We start from the raw sequence: 23,323 nt of genomic DNA, 5'->3' as shown, positions 1-23,323 counted from the left end.
TTATGTTTCATATAAATCATATCTTCAAAACTAGATATTTGGACAAATTAATCATTCCTAGATTTACTCATATAAATCTCTTAAAAACCTCGAATACCAGCATTATTAAAAAATTCAACATATTCATATGCATATGTGTTTTCTGTAGAAAATGATCCGTCTATCACATCAATCCGTGGTGATTAAATAAACTGACCGATTTCATTAATCATTGATAACCACTCAGTTTGAGCAACTACTCTCGAGAATACTCGGTTAAGTTTCAATTTCAATTCTTCTAGGTATTCTTTAAATCAGTTTTCCAATGAACCTTCCTCGTCTATTTCTCATAACAATCCTTTCTAAATCAATTACTGATAAGGTTAATGTATTCACGTCCCCTCAAGCGAGCGTATGCGAAGCGAGTAGGTTCGACATACTTTGCTAGTGCAGTTGCCCGCTGAATCTACTTTCTTGAAATGTCTCCCGCGGTTCGAGGGGAATACTCCAATGCGTCGATGGGTTGTTATCTGATTATTAACTTTTTGAGTTTACTGCACCTTCCTTTTTATTAATCATTATGTTCGATATAAATCTCTTTTACGAATTCTGAAAGTTTTTTTAGTTTAACTCCTTTAAAGATAATCAATTCATCAAACAACTGTTTTAATTGCCAAACCAAATATGCGAGAACATATACACCAATCGCAATAAAAATAATTAAATAGACAAATTGTTTTAAATTAATGTCTTCAGGAATTATATTTTTTGAAGCTTGATTCCAAATTGGAATAGCAATTGTTAAAAATAGTCCAATATTAAAGTATCCATTAATCTTATTTCTATCAGATTCGTCTTTTAATAATTGATATAATTCTTTAATTTTATCCTTTTCTTTCAACCTCAATTTGTATTCAATGAACTCTTTAATCTTTTTCTTTCGTACTTTTTTTAGTGCATTGCCATCCCAATGAAATTTCTTTTCTCTCTGTTCATACAAATTAATTAAAACAAGCTTGCATCCCTTATTTAATAAATATACCGCAATGATTTCCAATACAATAAATGGAACTAGAAAATAAAGTGGATTCCATTTCGAAATACAAAAAGGTAAATAACGGAATAACAGCCAAAATAACAATTAGAAATAATATGTAATATTTAAAGCTAACCTTCTTAAAAACTAATTTCCAATTAGTTAGTTTTTGATTATAGAATTCTAGCAATTCTTCTGTCAATTCAATCACCCTTTTATTGTTTTGTCTTCCTAAGGTTTAAGATAAGGTTCCTGTATTCACTACCCAGCGCAAGCTCGGTGTGCGGCGAATGTCGAACCCAAGAAAAATACCGTATCGGAAATTTATTGTTAGATGATTAAACTACTTCTTTAAGCTGTAAACGTTAACCAGTTACTTCTGAATTCTATATTCTTGTCCTCGTTCTTCTCACTTATGGTCTGAGGACTCAACCGTTTAATCAATATTTCCAATTCTTACGTTTATATTTTTTTTCTTACGCCCATAACTCACCTCGCATTTTTCTATTCTTTTGATCGCAGTATTTGGTCAGTTATTTAAGACACAGCTACAGTAGTTTTGGAAACTGATATCAAACACCATACGGAGTTTAAGGAGTAGTACTCTTGTAGAAATCAATGACTCTATCAAAGATCTCAATCTCTCGTTTTTTTATGTCTGGCAATGTTTCGCAATGCTTTACAATATGACGTACATTATCTGCTACAGTCTCTGCTTTATGAATCCCTACATAACCTGGTACCAGTTCATTAAGATAATGGAAGTATCTCATTTGAGGTTCAATCATGCGCAGATGTTTATCGAAATTCCTTCTGGATCTTGTCTGATCCATCTCCTTTCGCTTGCGCAGCTCATCTTCTTCCGCCCAGAATAGAACATATGCATCCGGTAATGATATTTCATTCTCTGATAACTTCTCTCTAAAAAAGTTCGCTGTTTCATCTAAAGATAGGTGCTTATAACCATATATCCAACTGTACCAAATCTTAAATACATCACCATCCAAAATCACATACTCATGTTGTTGATTCTTCTCAGCTGCTATATGCCATCTTTCGATTTGTCTCTCCAGTAACCACATCATAAGTTCCTTACCTTCAAGCTGAGGAGTTTCAAAAAGAATCCCTGTTTCTGGAACAATAAATGCATCATATTGTGTAGCGAACTGCTGACAAGTCGAACTTTTACCTACAGAACTGGCACCTTCGAGACAAATTATCGTCATTGAAATATATTACCTCCTGATATGACTCACAAAATAATTAATCAACCTTCACTGGCTCTTAAGTGATCATGTTGAATTTCATATTAGACTATGTATTGTAGATTTCTTTAATATTCAGCCATGTTTCATACCAGAATGTTTTTTGATTACATGGTTTTATTACTTTAACTTGGACCTCTTTTCGTTTCAAATAAACCGTGCCATCCACTTCAATGAGTCTATCGCCAAATGCAAATACAATATCCTTGCAGTCTTTGTGATAGTGGTTCTCTCTAGTTTCTGACCACTCCGCTTTTTCAATAGAATGTCGCTTTCTCATTATTCAAGATCCTCCTTTAAGAAAAACACCACTATTTACAACAAAAAGGAAGGCTGTCCCACATCATTAACACTTTGTTATACGATATTGATGAGCCTTAAGGTTCGTTTATTCCTATATAATGTTATCTGATGTCCATTCCTTCAAAGCGTGTTCTAAAAACTTTATTTCTTATTCTAATTCTTCATTATATGGATTTGCATACAAATCAACATCAATTTCAGCATGAATCATATTAACAAATTCGATAAAATCAGAATCGAAATAAAGAGCAGGCGTTTTCCCCTCTTCTATTCTTATTACAATGAAAAATTTTGTTCTTAATTGATGTTCAATCCGAATCGAATTGATCTCTTTTGTTTTGTTTCTTAACATATCGACTACTTTTATTAATTGGTGATTTACATCTAATGATTCTTCATAATCCGTACCTAATGTCCAAGATGTTTCTTTTATTCGATGTTTTTTGTTAATTATATCGCCTTTATAAGCCGTATTTGTAGGTTCAATTTTAAGTATTGAAGTTACATAATTCGGATCGAATTCATCTCCAAACAAACTAAAATAAGCCATTACTTTGGTTTTGTCTTTCAGGAGTCTCACCTCTTTAAAATGGATGTATGGATCTTACCTAACAATCAAAGATTCACGACTGGCTTCATCCTTAGATAGCTCTTATCTTAGGATGATTGAAATCCTCATTTAATCCAGAAATTCTTAATATCTTCTACTATGATTTCTGAAATATGTTTGGATGAATCCTGCGGATATAACCATATTGTTACGATAAGAGTTAAACATATCATTAATCCTAGAATAACTCGCCCAACGACTCTAAATCTGGTGTGTGTAAGCAAATAATAAACTAAACTAGATGAGATCAGAATAATCACGCCATTCACTATAAAGGTTAATGGCAAGCTTATAATTCTTCCTAATCCGGTGTTAGGATATTTTAATAAAAGTAAAATCTCTAATACTACAAATGGAACTGACAGTAGAACAATATAAAAAAAATGACTTTTGAATTTCCTTTCCACTACTGAACTCACCTACTCCAACTCTTCTAATACAATTTCACATAATATCATACATATCCATCCTCAGGTTCACCAACATCAAAGCCCAACACTTTTGACGCTTCCAACTTAAATGCTTCTATCCAAGAAGCCCAATCCTCGCTATTCATCTGCGCATAAAAGGATAACCCACTAGGCTCAACGGATGCTTCAATGAAGACCTCATCCTCTTCAGTACCAAACCAATGTGGAATTCCACTCTTATAACCCATCCACCCCGGCATACGCTCATATAGTTTAGCAACTTTAGCCCATAACTCATCAGGCAGGTCATACCTTATGTTTAGGTTGCAATGATGAGAAATTATATTGTCCATACCCATTCTCTCCTTCCACCGTAGATGTACTTCCAAAAATGCTCTTTATTATTATGTAAAATACTTATCTCTCCCACCACTTGATCAAAGTTCTATCTCCTGGTCTTTATACACTTTTTTCGTTATTGTTTTTGTATATTTTAATCTCGTGATTTCAATCAGATCATTTGGCTGCATCATATTCAAAATATGACTATCTTTTATTAAAATCTTGCTAGTACCTCGTCCCAATCCTCTGACTATAATGATATTTTTATTCTTCTTTACATCTACAATTTGTCCGATCGTTATGAACTGCTCTTGTTTCTTGAGATCAAGATATGTTAAAAGTCCAAGTATACAAAGCATTATGCAGCCAAACATATATCCTACAGTTGTCCATACAGGAGGATGATATACTAAGTATCTGGTAGTTAGTTGAATCCCAATTATAAAAATAAATAAAATGATGAGTAGGAATTGCTTTTTTAATTTCCCTTTAGCTCTTTCGTTCATAGTTCCTCCTTCTAAGTCAATTTCACCATAGCCGTTATTTCAGAATTCACTTACGTAACTCTAGTAACTTCAAGTCAATAATAAAGTTTTGTTGTTTCAGAATATCCAACCCGAGAAGACCTTTATGATCTTTAGGCAATATGCCTACATCAATCTCTATATTCTCAATGCTGTTTGTGTCAATTACAATCCTATCCATGATTTTGGTGTAAAAAGGAATACTCCCTCCAATCCCGTATGCTTCAAAATTGAATCCCCTGTTTCATAAGTAACGCCGATTTCCTCTAAAACATCAGGATTAATGATCGTATGTGAAGATCCAGTGTCTATAATGACATCATCTATTTTCAGTGTTCTTCCTCTAAATGTAACGGTAAGTGACGTTGTAATTAGCTGTCCATCATAGTTAATTTTAATTCGTATTACGTCTCACTCTCATTAATGGATCTTTACGGAGATGAATCACAAGGTCCTGATTCGAAGTATGATATACAACGTTACCAGGCTCTACTCGAAAAAACTCTTTATTCGCATCTTGTTCTGATACGGTACGAATTGGTGCAACTTCATCTACGATTTTTTTATTATCTTCCTCATGATATTGAATGATAGAAACCAGAACAAATTGGTCAGGGAACAGTTCTCTAACCTCTTGCCATTTCATGTGTTATACCTCCTGTTATTCGTATTGGTTCAACTTTCTATCATTTTAACATATCCCCCTGACTCGTATATCGTTCCTGCATTATTAACACTCGGCCTAATCCAATGTATCCTCATTCAAGTATGTAAAATGTACAAAGAAACCGTCTCCTTTGGTATATGGTTGCTCTCACTTCCATTTACTACTACGGAACGGTTTCTTTTGTTTTTCCCTCATGAAAAAACTGCCTGCTCACCCCAACAACGCCTGCTCAATCTGATCCACAATGCCATTGATCCCCATCGGCCCATAGCACCCAATCCATGTCGCAGCATCTACGGAATGTATTTGCTGTCGCTCACCCGAATCCAGCATTCCCCACACACGCTGTTCTGTCGCGGATATCCCATCCTGCATAAGCTCATTACTGAGCAAAAAGTAATGGCTGGCTTGTACAGCCGGTAGTCTATCAACCGAGATATGATAGGCTGTGTCAGCGGTATCGGATACAAATAACGGCACAGGCAGACCCAGATCACGGTACAGCACAGCGCCTGTACGATGTGCGGCAGAGTGTACACGAACCAGAGAGTCCAGCGGACGAATCAATGCCACACTTTTACCTGCCAGTACCGGAGCCAGTTCTTCGGACAGCAAAGCAGTACGTCGATGATAATCGGCAAGTATTCGTTTAGCCTCTGCTCGCTTGCCTGTCAGTTCACCGAACAGACTCAGGATGGTCTGCCAGCTCTCATTACGCTTGAACATAATCACTGGAGCAATCCGGCTTAACCGTTCATGATGCTGATCATGCACCTCGGTGCAGATAATCAGATCCGGTGACAATCGTTCTACCGCAAGCAGATCAGGGTACTCATACGTTCCGAGTAATTCGGTACCCTGAAGTCCTGCTCGGATATATTGAGGGAAATTGACCACGGCACTTCCCGATCCTACACTTCCTACTGGAGACAACCCAAGCGCTAGCAAATGATCGGCATATTGAACATCCAGTACGGCGATACGCTGTGGTGATTCAGTAACTTGATATTCACCTCGCATATGGCAGATCACCGGACCTTGGGCCGACTCGTGCGAGGAAGCTGTGCGATTCCGCAGTAAGGCTTGAGCATAGTTTTTATCTAGTTCTGAAACGGCAGCTAGTCTGTAACGCAGCGGAGGAACGCCATAATATTTCTTAAACGCCCTGCTGAAATAATACATGTCGCGGTAGCCCATTTTGTCAGCAATTTCCCCAATGGAAGCATCCGTATGAAGTAACATCCGAGACGCATTCTCCATCCGCAGCTGGATGACGTACTCCATTGGTCCGAGCTGCTTCTCTTGTTTGAATCGTCGCTGCAACTGCCTCACGCTGCATCCAGCGAGGGCTGCCAACTCTTTTAGCTCCAGATTCTGGCGATAATGCGATGATATATAGGACACGACAACATCCACCATATCGGACTCTGCTCCACCTTGACCACGTTCATACTCCATGATCAGTTCGTAGATCATCCCCTGGAGCAAAGCATTGGCATGAAAACGTTCCAGCCCTTCACCGCGACGCCATTTTGCAACGATTTTTTCCGCACTCTGAATCCATTCTGCTTGCGTCACAGGGTTCTGAATAAACGACGTTTGCAGCGGGTGTTTGCGATACGAGGGCAACGCATGAGAGGCTCCTTCCAGGGAAGAAGCCTTATACCTAATCACGATATAATAAAGTTCGTCTGATCTGGCCGTCAGTGTAAAGGTAGTTCCCTTCGCTACATGACAAGCAAAAGAAGCTCCAATGTGGCAAACTTCGCCATTCATTGCAAGCTCCCCTTCCCCGCCTACCGCCAGCAGCAACACATTTGAAGTTAATTCGGTTTCGTGAAGAACACTGCCAGTCTGCAAAGTACCACTATATCCGTCGATCATCTTGATCGTCGTATCACTCCATAGACTTGTCTGTTCTTGCAGCGGCATTTCTCTCATCTCCTGACAATCGCATAGGTAAATTGTTGCTGTTGTCATTTTAATTGAGATTCTTTCTCATTGTCAATTTTCGGACATTTGAGACAATACTCCCCTGACATCTGGTAATAGAAACAGCAGGTGATCCGCTCGCTTTTGGCAACATGCACATTGTCCTTACAATCTGTGAAGCGGGTTAACGGATTCTTCCTCTCACCAAACACCTCCCCGGATGCCACCTGTGTTAGATAGGAAAAGTCCTCTCGAATGATCTTACGTTCCTGCTCTGTCTCGCCTTCATCAGGAGCGAATAGTCGGCCAATCCGTACCATAATATTCTCCCAGAGAATGCTCATCGAAAGGGGTGCAATCGCAGCAAGTGTCTTTAACAGCGGTGTCAGCTGGACCGCAAACATCTCCTGGACCACTTTTTCCCGCCAAACGTTCCTGTCTCCAGTCAGTTCTTCAGCCTGAAGCCCGTTCACCGCTAGAAAAGGAAACCGTGTACCCTCCTCATGTTCTTCGAGCTTTGGATGATAGAGAAAGCTGTTCTCCAGCTGAAAGGTTACATGCTGATGATGAAACGTCATCGCGGTCACAAGCGGAGTCGTCCATAGATAGCCAAGCCGCTTGGCTAACATGGAGGCTGCGACTTTCATGTCAGGCGCATCGATATAGTTCTGAAACCAGCGGATATACTCTCGACACACCTCTTCGTCATGCAACTCACTCAAAGCAATGGTACGGACACTATGTTCAGGCGGCTCACCAAGCAAAATCGAATAATCCTCTACCGTCTCTTTCCATAAGTCTGTCGAGAGATATGGGTTCATATTAGTTCGATCCTAGCAGGGCTTCCGATGCCTGATCAACAATCAGATTAATTGCAAGCGGTCCGTAGTATGCAATCCACAGTGTTGAGTTTACATCATACGTGCGGTTATTTTTCACAGCATCGAGGGACTTCCACACTGGATTACTCAACATAGCCTCTGCTTCTGCCGCAAACAGCTCATCCGACAGTACAAAATAACGATCTGCCCCAATGTCAGGCACCTTTTCCATCGAGATTTCAACGGAACCATCTTCATTAATCTCCTGTACCAAAGCAGGCATCTTCAGCCCCAAGTCATTGTACATAATACCGCCAATGCGGTGCTCAATACCGTGAACACGAATGCCTTCTTTTCGTGGACGAATGATTGCCACCGTTTCATCGCCCAGCTTCTCTGACAATTTTGTCTTCAGCCCGGCAATTTTGTCTTCATACGCTGTGCGCACTTTCTCTGCCTCGTCCTGCTTGTCTGTAACTTGGGCAACCGTAGCTAACGTATCACGCCAGTCTTCATAGAAATCAAGTACTAAGGTAGGAGCAATTTTACTTACACTCTCATACTGTTTCTCTTGAAAGTCGGTCATGATGATCAGATCCGGGTCGAGTGCAACAATGGCTTCCAGGTTAGGCTCGTCCCGTGTACCCAGAACTTCTACGCCATTTGGTTGGTCTCCTAAATATTCTGGAAAATCCGTATTACCTCCAGCGATAACACTACCTGCTGGCTTCTCGCCAACCGCTAACATTTGATCCAGAAATTTAACATCAAGCACTGCAATTTTCTGTGGTTTTTCGTTTAGAGTGATGTCACCCTTCATACCCTTGATCGTTACGGGAAAAGCTCCGTCCGTCTGCGTTTCCGCATTCGCAGGTGTCTCCCCTGGTGTTGTTGCAGATTGCATACCGCTATCTGTACCTGTTGCAGCACCGCAAGCCGTCAATACAAGAATAAGGGCCAACATCAAGCCCATGAATAATCGTGATTTGTGAGCAGCATAGGCTTTGTTACCAGCCGCTTGCCCCTTTGTTCCTTGTTTCATTTGTAAATCCCCCTTATGTATACTGGTGATAATGATTTTCATTATCGAAACATAAAGAGAGTATATACGATCTCCGTATCGGGTTACCATGTACTTTTGCGACATTTGAGCCGGACTAATGCGACATCACGAGCACTTATCCACCCTTTAATGTTTCTGCAATGTACGCTTGCAATCGGTAGATTTCTGAAAGAAGCTCTTCTTCCTCCGGCGTATTCCCATACTCCCCCAGCCAGCGCGGTGTGCTGATATGCCACTCATCTGTCAGGTATTGCTTTTTAACCCGATACTCTAAAATATGTCCCAGGAAATATTCCAATGAGCCAAAGGATTGTTTATGACTATCCTTAATGATGGATTGTGTTTTTTCGATGATCACCTGCAACCTATATTGGATATGGTCTTCTGGATTCATAGCGTTAATTTCCATCAATGACTCCCCCTATCTCTATACACAAAAATGAATTAGTATATGATTTAAATGAGTCTCCCATTGCTAAACGTAGAATTCTGTTCTGATTAAATACAATAAATCGATGCCCAATGAGTATTGAGACATCGATTCCTATCATCTGATTATGGAGGTGAATAATGAGTATGCGACCAAACATGAAGTATGGCATTATTTTTAGCGTAGTTATTATTGTCGTTGTTCCTATTATCATTGGATTTTATATGTTAAACAACGTTGTTGATCCTGACGAGATTATGGTTACGAGAACTGAATTTTCTCCTGATCTTATTACTTTACAAGGTGGATTTGCAGACAGTATCAGCAGATATCATGGCTACTACCTTTCACATCGTAACAATTCACTTTTCATTCAGATTAAAGGCAGTAAACTTCCTATCGGTGGTAGTAAAGACTTCACAATTTCATTTTCTAATACTTATGGGAATGTTGATGAAATCTACTTATTAGGTCGAGGCAACGCTAAGAAAAAGATTTTGCCGAACCCCTAACTTTCATTGGAATGGATATCATATGATCTGACGCAAACAGCTTCAGTCTCTTCTGCTTAATTTCTTAAATGCCGAGTATTCCTGATCAGACTTCATATAACTTAATATCTTATCCGCACATGCAGCTGAGCTAAGCTCTTCCGTATTCACTTCCAGATCATATTCATCATAAGAGTAAATGTAGTCGAACTGGGAATGGGCCAGTCCAATCTCGCGATCTCCCCTGCTCTGCTCTCTTCTGGTGAGTTCTTCTTTTGAGCACTGTACACCTACAAACAATATCGGATAATCCGATATTAACTCATAAAAATCGTTAAACCACTTGTCATTGCTGATAACCGTATCCACGATGACATTCAAACCCATCTCCGAAAACAGTTTAATGGTTGCACAGTACAACGAATTGATGGGGTCGAACAGGATATCTGTCATCACATGGTGTTCCACTTCTCTTGTTGGTTCGATATCTGGATATGTAGTATCTATGAATTGGTCATAATTATGAAGAAATTGATCTACAGATAGATGATGAAACGGAATGTCTCCCTGATTCTTCATTTCCATCGCGATGCTGGTTTTCCCCGAACTTGATGTTCCGTTTAGAAATATAATGAGTCCTTTATCCACATTAATCACCCTTGTCTATTAAAATTGAACGAATGGACGAGTAATAGCCATATTTTTTTAGGGAGGCTTTATCTAAAATGGGTGTTATGCTATTCGGTCAAATTACCACTCTCTCCATTCTTCCGTAATGTCTTCACGTTCCTTTATATCAATAAAGTAACCATTGGCCTCATTCATTTCATTAAACCAGGTATGTATAATTAATTTACAATAATTTTCAGATATGTGTATAGTAGAAATGAGGCTAAATGCTTTCAATATACCAATCTAACAGAGAGGATGAGATCATGTCTTTTTTCAAAAGGAAGGTTGTACTAGTCTCTTTATTCGTATTGGCTATTTTTGCTGTTGCAATCGCTTACGCAAGTGGTCAATCGAAACTGGACGTTCCCATTCATAATGTCGTCAACCTTTCAGCTAACTCCCTAACATTTCATGAAATAGATAAGCTGGATGCATTCGCTGAACTGATCGTCATTGGTCATGCAACAGAAGATTTCAGAGATCGAGAGCATGTTATTACTGCATTTGATGACGGAACCATGCAATCCTTTCACACTAACACGAACATCAAGATTGATAAGATATTGAAGAAGCCCGATGATTTCCCTTCAGATCAAAACGAATTAACGATCATCGAACCCGTCAGTCTGGAAGGAGACGTCAAGTACACCGTTAATGACTATATGGAACTACAGAAGGGTGATAGAAGTGTGCTTTTCTTGATGAGAAATACTTTTGGTGATTATGGATTAATTAATGATAATCTCGGAAAATTCAGCTTGGAAGGGATAACTCAATATAGTGTACCTCAGTCCTCCACTCCACAAGCGTTATCAGAATACGAAACATTTCGTAACTCTATCATGGAGAAGTATAATCCGGATTAAGGTTTTCATGATGCAACGATCATCCCTTTGCGGAAATATCTGCTCCCTTCAATCTATTGCACTTCTTTATCAAGACTTACGGCAAATGATGAAGTTATCGATTTTTGTCTAAAATCATTGGGTATCACGTTAATCTTTACGTCTAGATGTATAGATTCAGGCAGATTCATTTCAGTTATATTCTCATAACCAATGAAGTAATAATGCTTTTCGTCCAGTTCTATCAATCCGCCACCTGTTGAGCCAGAAGTTGAAATCAAATGTCCGTCATGATAAATCTCACAAGTAATATTATATTCCTCCAAACTGAATCCTTTCACTTCATATCCAATCTTGATTTGATTTTCCGTGTAATCAGCATTTCGTAAACTGATCGCACCACCATTGACCATTTGGGTCTGAATTGCAATATTTGCTTCGGGCATCTCTGGTTTCTCTAATAGATAGCCTACTTTTAGGTACCATATAACTCCTAATACAACTACAGCAAGTACAATCAAAACAATGATAAACTTCTTTTCTTTTTTATTCATAATTCTTACTCCTTATATCTGAGTACTCTTAAAATTCTTTCCAAAGCTGTGTTTCAAATAATACATTACCCCTGTGCGATCACATCTGAAAACTTCTCTTTAGATATGTCCAATCCAATACTGTAGTCGCAAGTAATGGAATTAATAACCATAATGGGGTTTTAAATCAATTTAAATCTTGGATACACGGAGTAGGGCAGTTAGGTTATTAACTAAAGATGGTAGGGATGTTATGTGAAAAGAAAACTAATTATCTCACTTTTTTCAGTCATTATAATTCTGGTAGGGATTTATTGGTATGCTGACAGGGAACTAATCCTTCTCAAAACGGGTTCGACATTGCCATTACAATGGGATACTCCATATAATAACGATGAACAACCAATTCAGCTTACAGAACAGAATCAAGATTTAAAGAATCCAAATATACATCTTACAGAGCTCTACTACCTACCAACTTCAAAAAAACTACAATTTGGGTTATGGTACAGTAAAAGAGACTATCAACCGGATCAATCGAAAAAAATTCCAGATCGAATTTTCCAAGTCACGATCCATGATCAAAATGGTGAATTGTTTGAAGAAGATACCGTTGTTAAAACAGAAGGCCTGTTTGATGAGTTTCAACGTAGATCAATCTCTATAGATTTGGATAATCAAGACTCTATAGAAATAACCATTTCCTTGATTGAACAAGACGGAACGACAGTAACTCCAATTGAGTCAGCAACCATTAACGTACCGTTAGATAAAATAAAACAGTGATAAGCCTAACAATTTACAACACCCTTTAGTGTGGAGAGAATATTCTTATTGCAACATTACAATTTTTTTGAAAAAATCATCTACAAGAAGCCGGGTGGTTAAGTCCCCGGCTTCTTTGCTTTTCTCTAACCCAACAAGTACGAATGGCCTATGCATGAATATTACAGTATAACTTGTATCTAGCTTCTCTCACGCTACCTAGAATATTTTATTGATTCTTCCACAATTATTAGAGCTTATGATTTATTAAATTTTAGGTTTTACCACATTATCCTAGAAATATATTGTTAATTTTGTCCCGATCATAATCTAAAATCCAATCGTTATATTCTGAATAGATATCCACTAGCTCTTCCCTTGATGCTGAAATAACATCGCAGCCTCTATCATCATAGATATGAAATATCGTTTTCTTACTTATATTAATGAAATACACTTTGGCTTAATTCCAACATCATGATTACATATGGCTTTGATTAACTGATTATATTTCAAGTCCTCAACTCTACATTTAGTCCAGTACCTATACATGTTGTTCCTTGGGTCTAGGATGTCATCCGATTCACAATCCAAACCTGGAATTATCTCAAGGCTCACGGCTCTAATCGGCCCTTTCTTCTTGATATATTTTCTGTAAAGGTTCAATTTCTTCATTTTGTGTTTAGGCTTATCTGCAAAATAAGCTTGAGTTATAAATAGGACTTCATCTTCTTGATCATGGAGAGTCTTAAATAATTCAATTGATCGATGATAAACTTGTTCCATGTAATGCTCCTTATACATTCCAAACATCACAGGATTGCCAAGCTCGAATCGTATTGCAACATCCCAATTATAAAAAAGAGGCGGCTCTAGGGTCAGGTTTGGAAAATGCTCTGCCAGGTACGTTTTTAGTTCCATTCTGTGGCCTCCGTCTCTTCAATAGTTGCCGATTTGACATATGAAAAATTAACCCCAGAACATTCCGTTATGACCTTCGTCCACGATCTTGAGCTGTGTTTCAAAATCTTCATTGGCTTCAATATCATCGATGAAATGCCATTTGCCTTTACTGTCCTGCCTTGATCCGTTTTGCTTTGATTATCATGTTGTTTTCTCCGATTTAAATGATGCTTTTAATGTTATAAAAGGTGAAACGGAGCGCGGCTTATGCAATGGCAAGCCGCGTCAGGATGAGTTGCTGCTCCTAATGGAGCAGTACTTCATGGGGTTGCACCGCGTGCATTAGTGCGGTGCTCATGCTGCCATCACGAGCACACTTCCATGATGGCAACACTTGGTGCATCACGATAGCTGCGCCGTGATGCACGCAAAAAAGCGCCGCGACCTCATCGTCGTGGCGCTTCCTCCTGCTGCATAATGCCAATCGGCCATGCAGCTTTTGTTACGCTACTGCGTCCCATAGGTTCAGCATAACGTTTTCTTTCGATTTTTACAATTTTAACAATGGGGCTATGCTAATCATTTACGACTTAGGGAACAGATCACGAGCTGGATGTTTCTCCTCATCTAAAAGCTGCCTCTCAAGCCAACAGAGCCTGAGTAATCTGATCGATAATGCCATTGATGCCTGTGGGTCCATAACAGCCGATCCATGTCGCGGAATGGTCCGTCCTAACATCCCCGGGGTTCCGCATCGCTGGAGCTTCATTCATACCAATGATGTTCAACCTTTTATACCGCTAAATGTAATGCCGCTAATAAACGTCTTTTGAAGAAAAAAGAACAAAACAATAATAGGTAATGTCATCAAGGTGGATACCGCCATTAAAAGACCCCATTCGGACCCCTTTTGACTCTGAAATTGCTGCAATCCGAGCGAAACCGTGTAAGATGGTTCATTGGTTAAATAGAGCAAGGGGCCCATGAAATCAGTCCAGCTCCCCATAAATTGAAACAATGCCACGGCTAATACGGCGGATTTGGCTAGTGGAAACATGATCTGTAAATATATGCGGAACTCACTAGCACCGTCTAAGCGGGCTGCTTCGCGCAGGGCATCAGGCAGTCCCATGAAAAATTGCCGCAACAGAAAAATGTAAATGGGTACTCCAAAAAATTGGGGTACAATCAGTGGAAGAGGTGTCCCTACCCAACCTAATTTAGTAAACAACAGGAATAGAGGAATCATGGTCACCTGTCCGGGGATCATCATAACAGCAAGGGTAACAAAGAAAAGTAAACCTCTCCCACGGTACTCTAACTTGGCAAAACTATAGGCAACCAAGGGACAGGATATGATCACACCAAGCGTACTAACGATAGTTATAATCGCCGTGTTTTTCAGATATGTCCAGAAAGGGATATACTCAACAGCACGGGAATAATTACTCCACAGAATTGGACGCGGAATCCACTCTGGTGGGAATGTAAAGATTTGTGTGAGTGGTTTAAGAGAAGTCGAAAGCAGCCAAATGAACGGAATCATGAAAAATGCAGAAGCAACAATTAGACATACATAGGCTAACGCACGATTGATTCTTTTGATAGCGGTAGGATTCATCCCTTACTTCCTCCTCCTTATTTCCCCTGATAATGAACCCAGCGTTTAGAAGTAATAAAAATAATTCCGGTTAATGCCATAACGATAATAAATAAGATCCAGGCCATTGCGGAGGCATAACCCATTTTGAAATACCTGAATCCGTTCTCATATAAATACATGACGTAAAAAGTCATGGAATTTGCAGGAGTTCCTTGCCCTTTGGTCAACGTATAGGGAAGAGTAAACTGTTGGAATGCACCAATCATTCCCATGACAAGGTTGTAGAAAATAACGGGAGTGAGCAAAGGCAGGGTTACCTTTCTCGTTTTCTGAAACCAGTTAGCTCCATCGATTTGCGCCGCTTCATAGTACTCCTCAGGAATGTCTCCTAATCCAGCAAGGTAGATAACGACCGCTTGCCCAATACCCCAAAGCGACATCAGAATGAGAGAGGGCTTGGACCATGACTCACCACCAAGCCAAGCGGGTCCATCGATACCTATATTCGCTAATATCCCGTTCACCAATCCGAAGTTTGGATGTAACAGCCACATCCACAGAACAGCCAGAGCTACTTGTGGCACGAGAGTAGGTAAGAAAAAGATCGTTCTGAATACAGCCATACCCTTAACCTTCATATTCAACATCATAGCGAGTGCCACACCGAAAAATATACTTAATGGAACAAAAAATACCGTAAAATAAATCGTGTTGTATATGGATTTCCAAAACAGAGGATCATGAAAAAGATCTCTATAATTATTCATTCCGACAAATTCACCAGGCTGCAGAATGCTGTAAGTAGTGAAGCTGAAGTAGATGGACATTAGCATGGGAATTGCATAAAAGCATAGCAGCCCTATAGCCCAAGGTGAAGCAAATAGCCACCCAATCGCGTTAGTTCTGTGGAGTGCTCGTTTCCTTGCCGATGGAATTGCTTTTACTTGAACTGGATCGGCCAGTTTCGCCATGTACATTCTCCTTCCAATTGTCATTCATGAATAGGCAAGGAGAGAGAGTTCGCTCCCCTTGCCTACCGAGCACTCTATTTGTCGTATTTTTCTAAAGCCTTATTAACCGTCTCTGTTACTCTATCCAGGTTCTCTTTCGGAGTACCGTTACCGCGGGTAGCCTTTTCCGTAGCGGAAGCTAACTCATTCCACAGCAGTTGTCCTTCAGGAATAACTGGGCGGTTGTGTGAATTGGGCAAAATATTAATAAATTCCTTCATAATCGGATCGTCTTTGTAACCGTATTTGTCGTTAACCGAATCAATAACGGAAATTTGAGAGTCAGCGTTTAATAACGTTTGCCCCTCTTCTTTCCCTAAGAATTCGAGGAATTCCCAAGCAGCAGCAACGTTCTTGGCGCCTTTAGGGATAATAGCGGACCCGCCTCCCGACCATGTCGTAAAATTAGTACCTGTTGGGGTCGGTATGGGTGCAACACCGTAGTTTAAATCCGGCTTAAATTTTTCGATACCCTTCACCGTAAAGTTTCCACTTATCTTCATGCTGACTTGACCGGAAATGAACGGATCCATTTCCTCCGTACCCGCTGCACTTGTGAATCCGGCAATATCCTCGACATTGTATTTTTTACCGAAGTCGGTCATCCATTGTAATGCTTCCACGACTTTAGGATCATTTGCGGTAATTTTGCCGGTGGCAGCGTCCTGGAATTCTCCTCCAAATGCCCATCCCCAAGTATACAGCCAGCCTTGCGAATACCATGGGATGAACCCGATCCGTTTGAAACGTTTACCTTCCTTGATGGTTAACTTATCGGCGGCCGCTTCAAGCTCGGCGATCGTTTGTGGTGGTTTGTTGGGATCCAACCCTACTTCTGTGAAATGATCCTTATTGTAAAATAGCAGGCGAGAGTCCGTATCCATCGGCATTGCATAAAGCTTTCCTTGATAACTGGACTCCTCCCATGCAAATGGATAATACATTTCCTTACGTATTCCGGATTCTGCTGCCATCGAGGATAAGTCAGTCAGAGAACCTTGCGCAGCCCAAGTACCGACCTTAAATCGATCGAAAAGTGCAACGTCAGGAGGATTGCCGCCTGCGACTGCAGTCAGCAGCTTCTGGTCGGATCCCTCGTTAGATTCTGTATAAACCAAATTCATTTTGATCGTAGGGTTTTTCTCTTCAAATGCCTTCACGACTTTATTCATATTATCTAAATCAATGGAGGTAAGACCATGCCACATCGTAACCGTTGTAATCCCCTCTCCGGCCTGATCACCAGAGCCTCCCTTCGTTGAACAAGCCGTTACAAGCAGTAACATAACCAGAAAGCAAACAAGAATTGGAAATGCGAATCTTTTGGATCTCCTCATTCAAAGTCCCCCTTAAGTTAAATGAATTCGTTTAACTTGAATTCCTATAGAATCCACTTCATTTTCTGATCATCCACAACTTATGTAAGCGCTAACAACTCTGGTGATATGAACTATAAAATCAGAAAATGATGAACACCGTGAATTTGTTATAGGAGCCCACTAGTTATACTAAGTATATTAATATGACATTATAAAACATGTCAATTGCAATATTACGACATCACTATTCATGATGTATGGCTATAATTTAGATGTAGAGAGCGACGTTTCAAGGTTGGTTAACCTCCGGTCCCCTAACCAATTCCCTAATGTGAGACATGCTTAACCATAAGAAAAACGCCTATCCACATACTTCATAGAAGACAGACTGCGTCAAAACGAGGTTTTTCTTGCGATATCAGGTCAGGAAGGTCCCTGCTTGGAAGTTTGATATGTCTGATATCAAAAAAAGTGCCGAAAAGCCCATCGGGACTTCTCGACACTTTGAACAATATCCTTGCTTTGGTTTAAATGCACTTGAATAAACCCTATCCGTTATTTTTCACAACCATACGATGGTTAATAATGTTCAGCTCGGGAACTGCTGTTCCATGCAGTTGAGAGATTAACATGTCCACTGCCAATTCACCCATCTGCTTCTCATCCTGCTTAATATGAGTGAAGATGGGTTGACCCAAGTGATCGTTCAGGGAGTCGAAACAAACGATCTCGAATTCCTCCAGAGATTTCCCCATCGAGTGGATGACTTGAGCCAGCATGGTAGCTATTAGAAATTCCGATGCGACAAATGCCTTTACATCAGGGTGTTTTTTCAAAAAATGCTTTACTGTTTCTTTATCATTTTCAATCGCTGTTCCATTTATGTTCTTGGGAAGGGTGCCCTTCAAGTTCGTCAATACATAATCTTTGTTCAAATTCATTCCTTCCTGGGTGAAGGCAAACGTATATCCGAGCAGCCTTTCCTCCAATGTTGAAGTGTTCTCTTCCGGCGGAGATAAAAAGGCAATTTTTTTATGACCTTTGCTAATCAGATGACGCGTAAGATCCATGGCTGCTTTCTTATTGTCTGTATATACCGAACAAACCGGAATTCCTTTTAGATATCTATCGGCCAAAACAATTGGAAACCGATCTAATACAAGTCGGAGCAGTTCAGAATTATAGTGTTGACCATGAATGGGGGTCACGATTAATCCTTTGATGCCTAAACCAATAAATAAGTCGATCGCACGTTTTTCCTCATCCCGATCTCCGCAAGTTCGCTTGATAACGAGTTGATAATTATGCTCAGCACTCCGCTTTTCCATCGATCTAAGAAGTTCCAGGCCAAACTCGTCAGAAAAATTCGGTATAATAAACCCGATCACCCGCTTATCGTCCTCAGGAACCAAAGTTGTTCTTACCTCTGAATAATGCTTCGGTTCTTGTCCTCCAATGATACCATCGGCCACATATGAACCTTTTCCTTGTATTCGTTTAATAACCCCAGAATCTGACAATTTCTCCAGAGCCTTTTTAGATGTAATACGACTGACGCCAAATTTTTCAGCCAACTCTTTTTCAGAAGAGACCCGGTCACCTTCTTTTAAACGACCTTCTTTAATCTCTTGTACAATATAGCTATATATCTGCTCGTATAAATGCAATTCCACAAAACCACCCTGACATCATAATATTAATATACTAAGTATATTACACAAGAAGTAATTCGCAAAGTTACTGAGAATACCGACGAACTTCTGTAGCACGGAATAACAGGCCCTTAGTCTACAGCTCATTCCGGTTTATCTTGTGGATATGATGGTGGTGAATTTCCTTGAAGAAGGTCGAATGCCTCCTAGAGGCTTGATGATTGTACAGGCTTCCTTTCTAGTGTAAAAGTTCTCATAGATTCAGATTCAATACGTCTTTTATCTCTTATGAACGAAGTAATTTAAATTCCTTTAGATCAATAGCAAATTCTACTTCCGTCAGTATATCGAGTCCCAAAAGTCCGTTAATGTTGTGATATTTAAATGAAGTAAAATCTATGTATACATCCTTTAAAATAAAATCCCCTACCTGTATTTCCTCGATTCGCTTACTGAAGGAATGCTCTTTACCTCCAATCCCGTAGCTGGTTATGATTTCATCGTCCATACTCACTTGTATCCCAATCTCATCTACTTCATCCTGTGAAATCAAGCTGTGACTGGCTCCTGTATCGATCACAATGTTCGATATCACTTTCTTTTGCTTATTAAAATGGACTGTTATTTCCGTAAATAACAGTCCATCTCTATATTCAATATTCATTTAAAGATTTCTCCTTAATCCTATATTTTTCCTTACTTTCAGAACGATTTGATCTTTGGAAGTATGATAAACCAAAGTCTTGTCTCTACTGTTCAATAATTCACGAGTCGCTTCTTCATCACTGATCGGGCCAATCACAGCCACATCATCAATGATCTCTTGATTGTCGGTTTCTTCAGAATGAAGAACTTCGAATTTGACGAATTGATTCGGAAAGATTTGTTGAACTTCTTGCCATTTCATCATTGTCCCTCCTCTAATTTGATGGTTATATTATACCATCTCATGCCTATAACTCTCACTGGAATTTCACCTAACATTCCTGTATTCATGACGTCTCACTACCTTAAGCCCGAAAGGCGGCCGCGATGCGGTTAGCTGGTGTGGATGTGTCCGACTGATTTCGCTTTTCTGCTGCTGCCAATTTCTTCTTCGATTCCTCATTTATCTTCTGCCGGAACGAGGGCCGAATGGCCCGAAGCGTGAATATTATGTTAGCTGGAGTTAATGACTCCCATGAAATATGCCTTCGAGTTCTAACGACCTTCTTCGTTTTCCTCCTTATAAAAACATTCTCCATTCTTACATCCATATGTAATTTTCGAGTCAAAGTCTTCGTAATATATGACTTCATTAAAATCAGCAGGTGTGGTTCCTTTAATTTTCTCTAGCAAAGCTTTGCAGGCTTCCCTTGCGTTTGTTTGATTTTCCTTTTCATCATAACCAATTGCAGGTCCTGAAGGACCTTCATAAACAGTAAAGTACCACTTACTCGTATCATCGCTTACTTCTATTAAATAATAGTAAGCATCTTCAGCATTATCTGACTTATATAACGGTTCACCAAACAAAGTAAGAAGCGATCCTCTAAACTTCGCACTTTCTTCACCCGCAATAATGCCTATATCCAGAAATTTTGAGGATCCTAATGTTTCATCTTCTTCAGTAATAGCTTTATAGGAATACATTTCATTAAGCTCCTCATTCAAAGTACGATCATTTATTACATCATTTTGTTCGGAGCTCCTTCGCGTATTATCCGAACAGCCCAACAGAACTACTAAAATCAATAAAGTTATTAACTTATACATGTTTATCCTTTCTGGAATTTAGTAAAGGTTATAATGTTTCTTCATTAATTTCAGCTAACGTTACTGTATCCACGACGTCCCACCGACTTAAGCCCCGCAAGGGGCGGACTCAATGCGGTTAGTCGGCGCGGATGTGTCCGCTGAATCTTCCCGTTGCCATTCACATCTCGCGGACCGAGGAGCCGCCAGGCTCCGAAGCGTGGATATAATGTTAGCTGAAGTTCCTGTCTTCCTGAAATGCAATCATAAATACTCGTCTTTTAAAAACCATTGAAGCATCTTTGTCTTCATTCGATTCGCTATTTCTACATCTCTTTCCTTAATCCATTTATATAATGGTTCTTCTATAAATCCTAATAAGTCCTTTTTGCATTTCTTAAGGCATTCTACCAGTTCATTGTTGGTAATTTTAATGCTTAATAGTTCTTCCTTAAGAATTTCCGGATCATCTGACCATACTAAGGCGTAATCATCAAAATACTGAATTCCAGGCGATGGGTCATGCCCAAGCCATGGACTTTGTTTAGCTTGAATTGAATGTTCTATTGATTGAATTTCTTCTAGCCCACAACAGCAGCTAGGCAAGATAAATGTCTCATCATCCTGTATAAAAGCAACCCCGCCTAGTATCGCTACTTCATCTTCCTCAAATAGCTCTTTAAAAGATTCTTTAAAAGGCTTCGATACATCAATCCTGTTGTAGCCAAATAAATGTAATAAAAACAATTCAACTTCAGCCTCACTACTATTCGAGGATAAAAATGTGAACTCCTTCCGAGTCACTTCATTCTCAATCCATATAGGTTTATCGTAATAAGGTTCTCGGATTACTGGTTTTATATAAGACACCCTGAACTCCTCCTACTTAATCTCTTAATATTCATTCCAGGAATTTCAGCTAACGTTCCTGTATTCACGAACCCCGAAGGGGTTGTCTGCTGGAATCCCTCCTCGAAATGCATCCAGCAGACCAAGGCTCCGTTAGGAGCCGCTGCGTGAATATATTGTTATCGGATGTCAATGCCTTCCTCGTTTTAACTCACATTTGTCCGGTGGAAGTCAGTTCTAGAGGTTTAACTCTTCTCTATGCTTTTCAACAAATTCGTCTTTCGTTAATCCATACAAAATGAAGTCCATAAATTTGCCATTGATATAGACAACCTGTCTCCGTACGCCTTCCTGAATACATCCGAGATTCTCCATCATCTTTGCAGATGCTTCATTTCCCTCAAGAACATAGTCATTGAATTTATTAAGCCTTCGTTCCAGAAATGCGTACCTTAACAGAATCTTCATCGCTCTTGTACCATAACTCATACCACGATATTCTTTATCGATTACTATTCCGATACTGAACGTACCATTTCTTTCATCAATACTATTAAGATTGATACCTCCTATGCTTTCGCCTTCTAAGGTCTCAAGGGTAAACATGATTCTTCTATTTGTTGAGGAAAAATCAGCATTTTCCTCTGCAAATTTCTTTGAACCCGCAATAGTAGGCGGCAATTCTGTCGAACATTCTAGAAGACGACGTGCAGGAGTATCAAAATTACTAATATAATCTCCTTTCCAATCTGCTGAATGTATTGCACGTAATCTGACTTTATCATCCTGCCAAAAGTATTGACTATAATCTATTTTCATTGAATTATCCTCCATCGTTTGACCCTCCTCAATTTTCGTTTTCCCTAATACAAATATTGTTTGCAATGATTTCCGATAACGTTATTGTATTCACGACGTCCCACCGACTTAAGGACCCGCCAGGGTCCGGCCGCGATGCGGTTAGTCGGTGCGGATGTGTCCGGCTGACTTGACTTCTATGCTACTGTGATACTTCCCCGAATCCACTCCTAACTCCTGCCGGACCGAGGGCGTATGCCCGATGCGTGAATATGGTGTTATGGGATGTTCGGGACTTCCTGAGACACTTACAGTTTCTAATCATTATTGTAGAATTTCATTTCAAGTTCTTTACATGCAATCTCAAAAATCTCATCATACGTACATATAATTATATGTCTAAGATCAAGTCCTCTAACTTCTTTTATTGTTGCCAATAGGTTTGAATCAACTACTTCTATCAAACTTGAATGGACATTAACGTCTCTTAATATATTTGAATAACTTATGTCTAGATCCACCATATTGAAGTAGTAAATTCCTTTTACAATGAATTTATATGGAATGTAATTTTCATGATTTACTTGTGAACAAAGTCTTGCATTAATTTCTCGGATCAATTCCGCCTCAGAAGTAGATGTAAAATTTAGCTTATCTAAGAAGATTGCATCACGACCTGAAATTACACCTAATTCAGTATTCATTAATTGGTGTTGCATTGAGGTTCTCTCCCTTCTTCAGTATTGAATTTATATGGCTTTCCCGAA

30 protein-coding genes and 1 pseudogene are annotated in these 23,323 nt (G+C 39.5%); 3 read left to right on the top strand and 28 right to left on the bottom strand.

The genetic code is table 11. The features are described from left to right. Nucleotides 1-550: 550 nt before the first annotated feature. The 12 genes from MKY85_RS07825 to MKY85_RS07770 all read right to left on the bottom strand — a co-directional run bounded on the left by MKY85_RS07825 (nucleotide 551) and on the right by MKY85_RS07770 (nucleotide 9,361). Nucleotides 551-1,036: a hypothetical protein gene (locus tag MKY85_RS07825; protein ID WP_342572277.1), complete on the bottom strand. Its 486-nt coding sequence runs from the start codon at nucleotides 1,034-1,036 to the stop codon at nucleotides 551-553. Nucleotides 1,037-1,605: 569 nt separating this feature from the next. Further along, nucleotides 1,606-2,241 carry an AAA family ATPase gene (locus MKY85_RS07820; RefSeq protein WP_342572276.1) on the bottom strand — a complete coding sequence of 212 codons (636 nt, stop codon included), beginning with the start codon at nucleotides 2,239-2,241 and terminating at the stop codon, nucleotides 1,606-1,608. Nucleotides 2,242-2,329: 88 nt separating this feature from the next. Beyond that, nucleotides 2,330-2,560 carry a hypothetical protein gene (locus MKY85_RS07815; RefSeq protein WP_342572275.1) on the bottom strand — a complete coding sequence of 77 codons (231 nt, stop codon included), beginning with the start codon at nucleotides 2,558-2,560 and terminating at the stop codon, nucleotides 2,330-2,332. A gap of 171 nt (nucleotides 2,561-2,731) precedes the next feature. After that, nucleotides 2,732-3,133 carry a DUF4279 domain-containing protein gene (locus tag MKY85_RS07810; RefSeq protein WP_342572274.1) on the bottom strand — a complete coding sequence of 134 codons (402 nt, stop codon included), beginning with the start codon at nucleotides 3,131-3,133 and terminating at the stop codon, nucleotides 2,732-2,734. 514 nt (nucleotides 3,134-3,647) lie between these two features. Beyond that, entirely contained in the window at nucleotides 3,648-3,956 is a 309-nt protein-coding gene (locus MKY85_RS07805; RefSeq protein WP_342572273.1) for a hypothetical protein, read from the bottom strand. Nucleotides 3,957-4,040: 84 nt separating this feature from the next. Next, nucleotides 4,041-4,451 carry a hypothetical protein gene (locus MKY85_RS07800; protein ID WP_342572272.1) on the bottom strand — a complete coding sequence of 137 codons (411 nt, stop codon included), beginning with the start codon at nucleotides 4,449-4,451 and terminating at the stop codon, nucleotides 4,041-4,043. 183 nt (nucleotides 4,452-4,634) lie between these two features. Beyond that, a complete protein-coding gene (locus tag MKY85_RS07795; RefSeq protein WP_342573307.1) occupies nucleotides 4,635-4,781 on the bottom strand; it encodes a hypothetical protein in 147 nt (48 codons plus the stop codon). 82 nt (nucleotides 4,782-4,863) lie between these two features. Further along, nucleotides 4,864-5,115: a hypothetical protein gene (locus MKY85_RS07790; RefSeq protein ID WP_342572271.1), complete on the bottom strand. Its 252-nt coding sequence runs from the start codon at nucleotides 5,113-5,115 to the stop codon at nucleotides 4,864-4,866. 231 nt (nucleotides 5,116-5,346) lie between these two features. Then, the gene (locus MKY85_RS07785; protein WP_342572270.1) at nucleotides 5,347-7,068 is read right to left on the bottom strand and encodes a helix-turn-helix domain-containing protein; all 1,722 of its coding nucleotides are present in this window, start codon (nucleotides 7,066-7,068) and stop codon (nucleotides 5,347-5,349) included. Nucleotides 7,069-7,112: 44 nt separating this feature from the next. Next, entirely contained in the window at nucleotides 7,113-7,889 is a 777-nt protein-coding gene (locus tag MKY85_RS07780) for an IucA/IucC family C-terminal-domain containing protein (protein ID WP_342572269.1), read from the bottom strand. A gap of 1 nt (nucleotide 7,890) precedes the next feature. Beyond that, nucleotides 7,891-8,931, bottom strand: a complete 1,041-nt coding sequence (locus tag MKY85_RS07775) for an iron-siderophore ABC transporter substrate-binding protein (RefSeq protein ID WP_342572268.1) — start codon at nucleotides 8,929-8,931, stop codon at nucleotides 7,891-7,893. 136 nt (nucleotides 8,932-9,067) lie between these two features. Further along, nucleotides 9,068-9,361 carry a hypothetical protein gene (locus MKY85_RS07770; RefSeq protein WP_342572267.1) on the bottom strand — a complete coding sequence of 98 codons (294 nt, stop codon included), beginning with the start codon at nucleotides 9,359-9,361 and terminating at the stop codon, nucleotides 9,068-9,070. A 161-nt stretch (nucleotides 9,362-9,522) separates the two neighbouring features. Here MKY85_RS07770 and MKY85_RS07765 point away from each other — a divergent pair, with 161 nt between their 5' ends. Continuing rightward, nucleotides 9,523-9,894, top strand: coding sequence for a hypothetical protein (locus MKY85_RS07765; protein ID WP_342572266.1), 372 nt, complete (start codon nucleotides 9,523-9,525; stop codon nucleotides 9,892-9,894). A 42-nt stretch (nucleotides 9,895-9,936) separates the two neighbouring features. On the opposite strand, the gene MKY85_RS07760 is transcribed toward MKY85_RS07765, so the two are convergent. Then, on the bottom strand, nucleotides 9,937-10,521 hold the full coding sequence (locus MKY85_RS07760; protein WP_342572265.1) for an AAA family ATPase: 585 nt from the start codon (nucleotides 10,519-10,521) through the stop codon (nucleotides 9,937-9,939). Nucleotides 10,522-10,808: 287 nt separating this feature from the next. On the opposite strand from MKY85_RS07760, the gene MKY85_RS07755 reads away from it, so the two are divergent. Continuing rightward, nucleotides 10,809-11,411 carry a hypothetical protein gene (locus tag MKY85_RS07755; protein ID WP_342572264.1) on the top strand — a complete coding sequence of 201 codons (603 nt, stop codon included), beginning with the start codon at nucleotides 10,809-10,811 and terminating at the stop codon, nucleotides 11,409-11,411. 53 nt (nucleotides 11,412-11,464) lie between these two features. On the opposite strand, the gene MKY85_RS07750 is transcribed toward MKY85_RS07755, so the two are convergent. After that, nucleotides 11,465-11,944 carry a hypothetical protein gene (locus MKY85_RS07750; protein ID WP_342572263.1) on the bottom strand — a complete coding sequence of 160 codons (480 nt, stop codon included), beginning with the start codon at nucleotides 11,942-11,944 and terminating at the stop codon, nucleotides 11,465-11,467. Nucleotides 11,945-12,178: 234 nt separating this feature from the next. Here MKY85_RS07750 and MKY85_RS07745 point away from each other — a divergent pair, with 234 nt between their 5' ends. Next, nucleotides 12,179-12,709: a hypothetical protein gene (locus tag MKY85_RS07745; RefSeq protein WP_342572262.1), complete on the top strand. Its 531-nt coding sequence runs from the start codon at nucleotides 12,179-12,181 to the stop codon at nucleotides 12,707-12,709. A gap of 268 nt (nucleotides 12,710-12,977) precedes the next feature. On the opposite strand, the gene MKY85_RS07740 is transcribed toward MKY85_RS07745, so the two are convergent. The 14 genes and pseudogenes from MKY85_RS07740 to MKY85_RS07675 form a co-directional block, all read right to left on the bottom strand. Then, nucleotides 12,978-13,145 (bottom strand): DUF3885 domain-containing protein, encoded by a 168-nt coding sequence (locus MKY85_RS07740; RefSeq protein WP_342572261.1) that lies wholly within the window; start codon nucleotides 13,143-13,145, stop codon nucleotides 12,978-12,980. Further along, nucleotides 13,127-13,609, bottom strand: a complete 483-nt coding sequence (locus MKY85_RS07735) for a hypothetical protein (RefSeq protein WP_342572260.1) — start codon at nucleotides 13,607-13,609, stop codon at nucleotides 13,127-13,129. The genes MKY85_RS07740 and MKY85_RS07735 overlap by 19 nt, the downstream gene beginning before the upstream one ends. Before the next feature lie 48 nt (nucleotides 13,610-13,657). Then, nucleotides 13,658-13,753, bottom strand: a pseudogene (locus MKY85_RS07730) (DUF3024 domain-containing protein); the annotation flags it as partial. Nucleotides 13,754-14,232: 479 nt separating this feature from the next. After that, a complete protein-coding gene (locus tag MKY85_RS07725; RefSeq protein ID WP_342572259.1) occupies nucleotides 14,233-14,379 on the bottom strand; it encodes a hypothetical protein in 147 nt (48 codons plus the stop codon). Then, a complete protein-coding gene (locus tag MKY85_RS07720) occupies nucleotides 14,376-15,212 on the bottom strand; it encodes a carbohydrate ABC transporter permease (protein ID WP_091015157.1) in 837 nt (278 codons plus the stop codon). Before MKY85_RS07720 ends, MKY85_RS07725 begins: the two co-directional genes overlap by 4 nt. 17 nt (nucleotides 15,213-15,229) lie before the next feature. Further along, the gene (locus MKY85_RS07715; protein ID WP_339259724.1) at nucleotides 15,230-16,165 is read right to left on the bottom strand and encodes a sugar ABC transporter permease; all 936 of its coding nucleotides are present in this window, start codon (nucleotides 16,163-16,165) and stop codon (nucleotides 15,230-15,232) included. A gap of 74 nt (nucleotides 16,166-16,239) precedes the next feature. After that, nucleotides 16,240-17,541, bottom strand: a complete 1,302-nt coding sequence (locus MKY85_RS07710) for an ABC transporter substrate-binding protein (RefSeq protein WP_339259722.1) — start codon at nucleotides 17,539-17,541, stop codon at nucleotides 16,240-16,242. A 530-nt stretch (nucleotides 17,542-18,071) separates the two neighbouring features. Beyond that, nucleotides 18,072-19,196, bottom strand: coding sequence for a GntR family transcriptional regulator (locus MKY85_RS07705; protein WP_342572258.1), 1,125 nt, complete (start codon nucleotides 19,194-19,196; stop codon nucleotides 18,072-18,074). Between the two features lie 265 nt (nucleotides 19,197-19,461). Then, the gene (locus MKY85_RS07700; RefSeq protein WP_342572257.1) at nucleotides 19,462-19,839 is read right to left on the bottom strand and encodes a retropepsin-like aspartic protease; all 378 of its coding nucleotides are present in this window, start codon (nucleotides 19,837-19,839) and stop codon (nucleotides 19,462-19,464) included. After that, nucleotides 19,840-20,082, bottom strand: coding sequence for a hypothetical protein (locus tag MKY85_RS07695; RefSeq protein WP_342573305.1), 243 nt, complete (start codon nucleotides 20,080-20,082; stop codon nucleotides 19,840-19,842). It lies immediately after the preceding gene. A 293-nt stretch (nucleotides 20,083-20,375) separates the two neighbouring features. Beyond that, the gene (locus tag MKY85_RS07690; protein ID WP_342572256.1) at nucleotides 20,376-20,807 is read right to left on the bottom strand and encodes a hypothetical protein; all 432 of its coding nucleotides are present in this window, start codon (nucleotides 20,805-20,807) and stop codon (nucleotides 20,376-20,378) included. 366 nt (nucleotides 20,808-21,173) lie between these two features. Continuing rightward, entirely contained in the window at nucleotides 21,174-21,779 is a 606-nt protein-coding gene (locus MKY85_RS07685; RefSeq protein WP_342572255.1) for a hypothetical protein, read from the bottom strand. A 216-nt stretch (nucleotides 21,780-21,995) separates the two neighbouring features. Continuing rightward, a complete protein-coding gene (locus MKY85_RS07680) occupies nucleotides 21,996-22,592 on the bottom strand; it encodes a GNAT family protein (RefSeq protein WP_342572254.1) in 597 nt (198 codons plus the stop codon). A 281-nt stretch (nucleotides 22,593-22,873) separates the two neighbouring features. Continuing rightward, complete coding sequence (locus MKY85_RS07675) at nucleotides 22,874-23,275, bottom strand: hypothetical protein (RefSeq protein WP_342572253.1); 402 nt, start codon at nucleotides 23,273-23,275, stop codon at nucleotides 22,874-22,876. Nucleotides 23,276-23,323 lie beyond the last annotated feature (48 nt).

The sequence above is a fragment of the Paenibacillus sp. FSL R5-0749 genome, assembly GCF_038595085.1.
Classification (GTDB): domain Bacteria; phylum Bacillota; class Bacilli; order Paenibacillales; family Paenibacillaceae; genus Paenibacillus.
The sequence above is the reverse complement of the archived record's forward strand: the minus strand, read 5'-3'. Positions and strand labels throughout refer to the sequence as shown.

Bases quoted from the DNA above. Each gene is read 5' to 3' on its own strand.
- MKY85_RS07820 (WP_342572276.1), bottom strand. From the start codon at position 2,241: ATGACGATAATTTGTCTCGAAGGTGCCAGTTCTGTAGGTAAAAGTTCG.
- MKY85_RS07815 (WP_342572275.1), bottom strand. From the start codon at position 2,560: ATGAGAAAGCGACATTCTATTGAAAAAGCGGAGTGGTCAGAAACTAGA.
- MKY85_RS07810 (WP_342572274.1), bottom strand. From the start codon at position 3,133: ATGGCTTATTTTAGTTTGTTTGGAGATGAATTCGATCCGAATTATGTA.
- MKY85_RS07805 (WP_342572273.1), bottom strand. From the start codon at position 3,956: ATGGACAATATAATTTCTCATCATTGCAACCTAAACATAAGGTATGAC.
- MKY85_RS07800 (WP_342572272.1), bottom strand. From the start codon at position 4,451: ATGAACGAAAGAGCTAAAGGGAAATTAAAAAAGCAATTCCTACTCATC.
- MKY85_RS07790 (WP_342572271.1), bottom strand. From the start codon at position 5,115: ATGAAATGGCAAGAGGTTAGAGAACTGTTCCCTGACCAATTTGTTCTG.
- MKY85_RS07785 (WP_342572270.1), bottom strand. From the start codon at position 7,068: ATGCCGCTGCAAGAACAGACAAGTCTATGGAGTGATACGACGATCAAG.
- MKY85_RS07780 (WP_342572269.1), bottom strand. From the start codon at position 7,889: ATGAACCCATATCTCTCGACAGACTTATGGAAAGAGACGGTAGAGGAT.
- MKY85_RS07775 (WP_342572268.1), bottom strand. From the start codon at position 8,931: ATGAAACAAGGAACAAAGGGGCAAGCGGCTGGTAACAAAGCCTATGCT.
- MKY85_RS07770 (WP_342572267.1), bottom strand. From the start codon at position 9,361: ATGGAAATTAACGCTATGAATCCAGAAGACCATATCCAATATAGGTTG.
- MKY85_RS07765 (WP_342572266.1), top strand. From the start codon at position 9,523: ATGAGTATGCGACCAAACATGAAGTATGGCATTATTTTTAGCGTAGTT.
- MKY85_RS07755 (WP_342572264.1), top strand. From the start codon at position 10,809: ATGTCTTTTTTCAAAAGGAAGGTTGTACTAGTCTCTTTATTCGTATTG.
- MKY85_RS07750 (WP_342572263.1), bottom strand. From the start codon at position 11,944: ATGAATAAAAAAGAAAAGAAGTTTATCATTGTTTTGATTGTACTTGCT.
- MKY85_RS07735 (WP_342572260.1), bottom strand. From the start codon at position 13,609: ATGGAACTAAAAACGTACCTGGCAGAGCATTTTCCAAACCTGACCCTA.
- MKY85_RS07720 (WP_091015157.1), bottom strand. From the start codon at position 15,212: ATGAATCCTACCGCTATCAAAAGAATCAATCGTGCGTTAGCCTATGTA.
- MKY85_RS07715 (WP_339259724.1), bottom strand. From the start codon at position 16,165: ATGGCGAAACTGGCCGATCCAGTTCAAGTAAAAGCAATTCCATCGGCA.
- MKY85_RS07710 (WP_339259722.1), bottom strand. From the start codon at position 17,541: ATGAGGAGATCCAAAAGATTCGCATTTCCAATTCTTGTTTGCTTTCTG.
- MKY85_RS07700 (WP_342572257.1), bottom strand. From the start codon at position 19,839: ATGAATATTGAATATAGAGATGGACTGTTATTTACGGAAATAACAGTC.
- MKY85_RS07695 (WP_342573305.1), bottom strand. From the start codon at position 20,082: ATGAAATGGCAAGAAGTTCAACAAATCTTTCCGAATCAATTCGTCAAA.
- MKY85_RS07690 (WP_342572256.1), bottom strand. From the start codon at position 20,807: ATGTATTCCTATAAAGCTATTACTGAAGAAGATGAAACATTAGGATCC.
- MKY85_RS07680 (WP_342572254.1), bottom strand. From the start codon at position 22,592: ATGGAGGATAATTCAATGAAAATAGATTATAGTCAATACTTTTGGCAG.
- MKY85_RS07675 (WP_342572253.1), bottom strand. From the start codon at position 23,275: ATGCAACACCAATTAATGAATACTGAATTAGGTGTAATTTCAGGTCGT.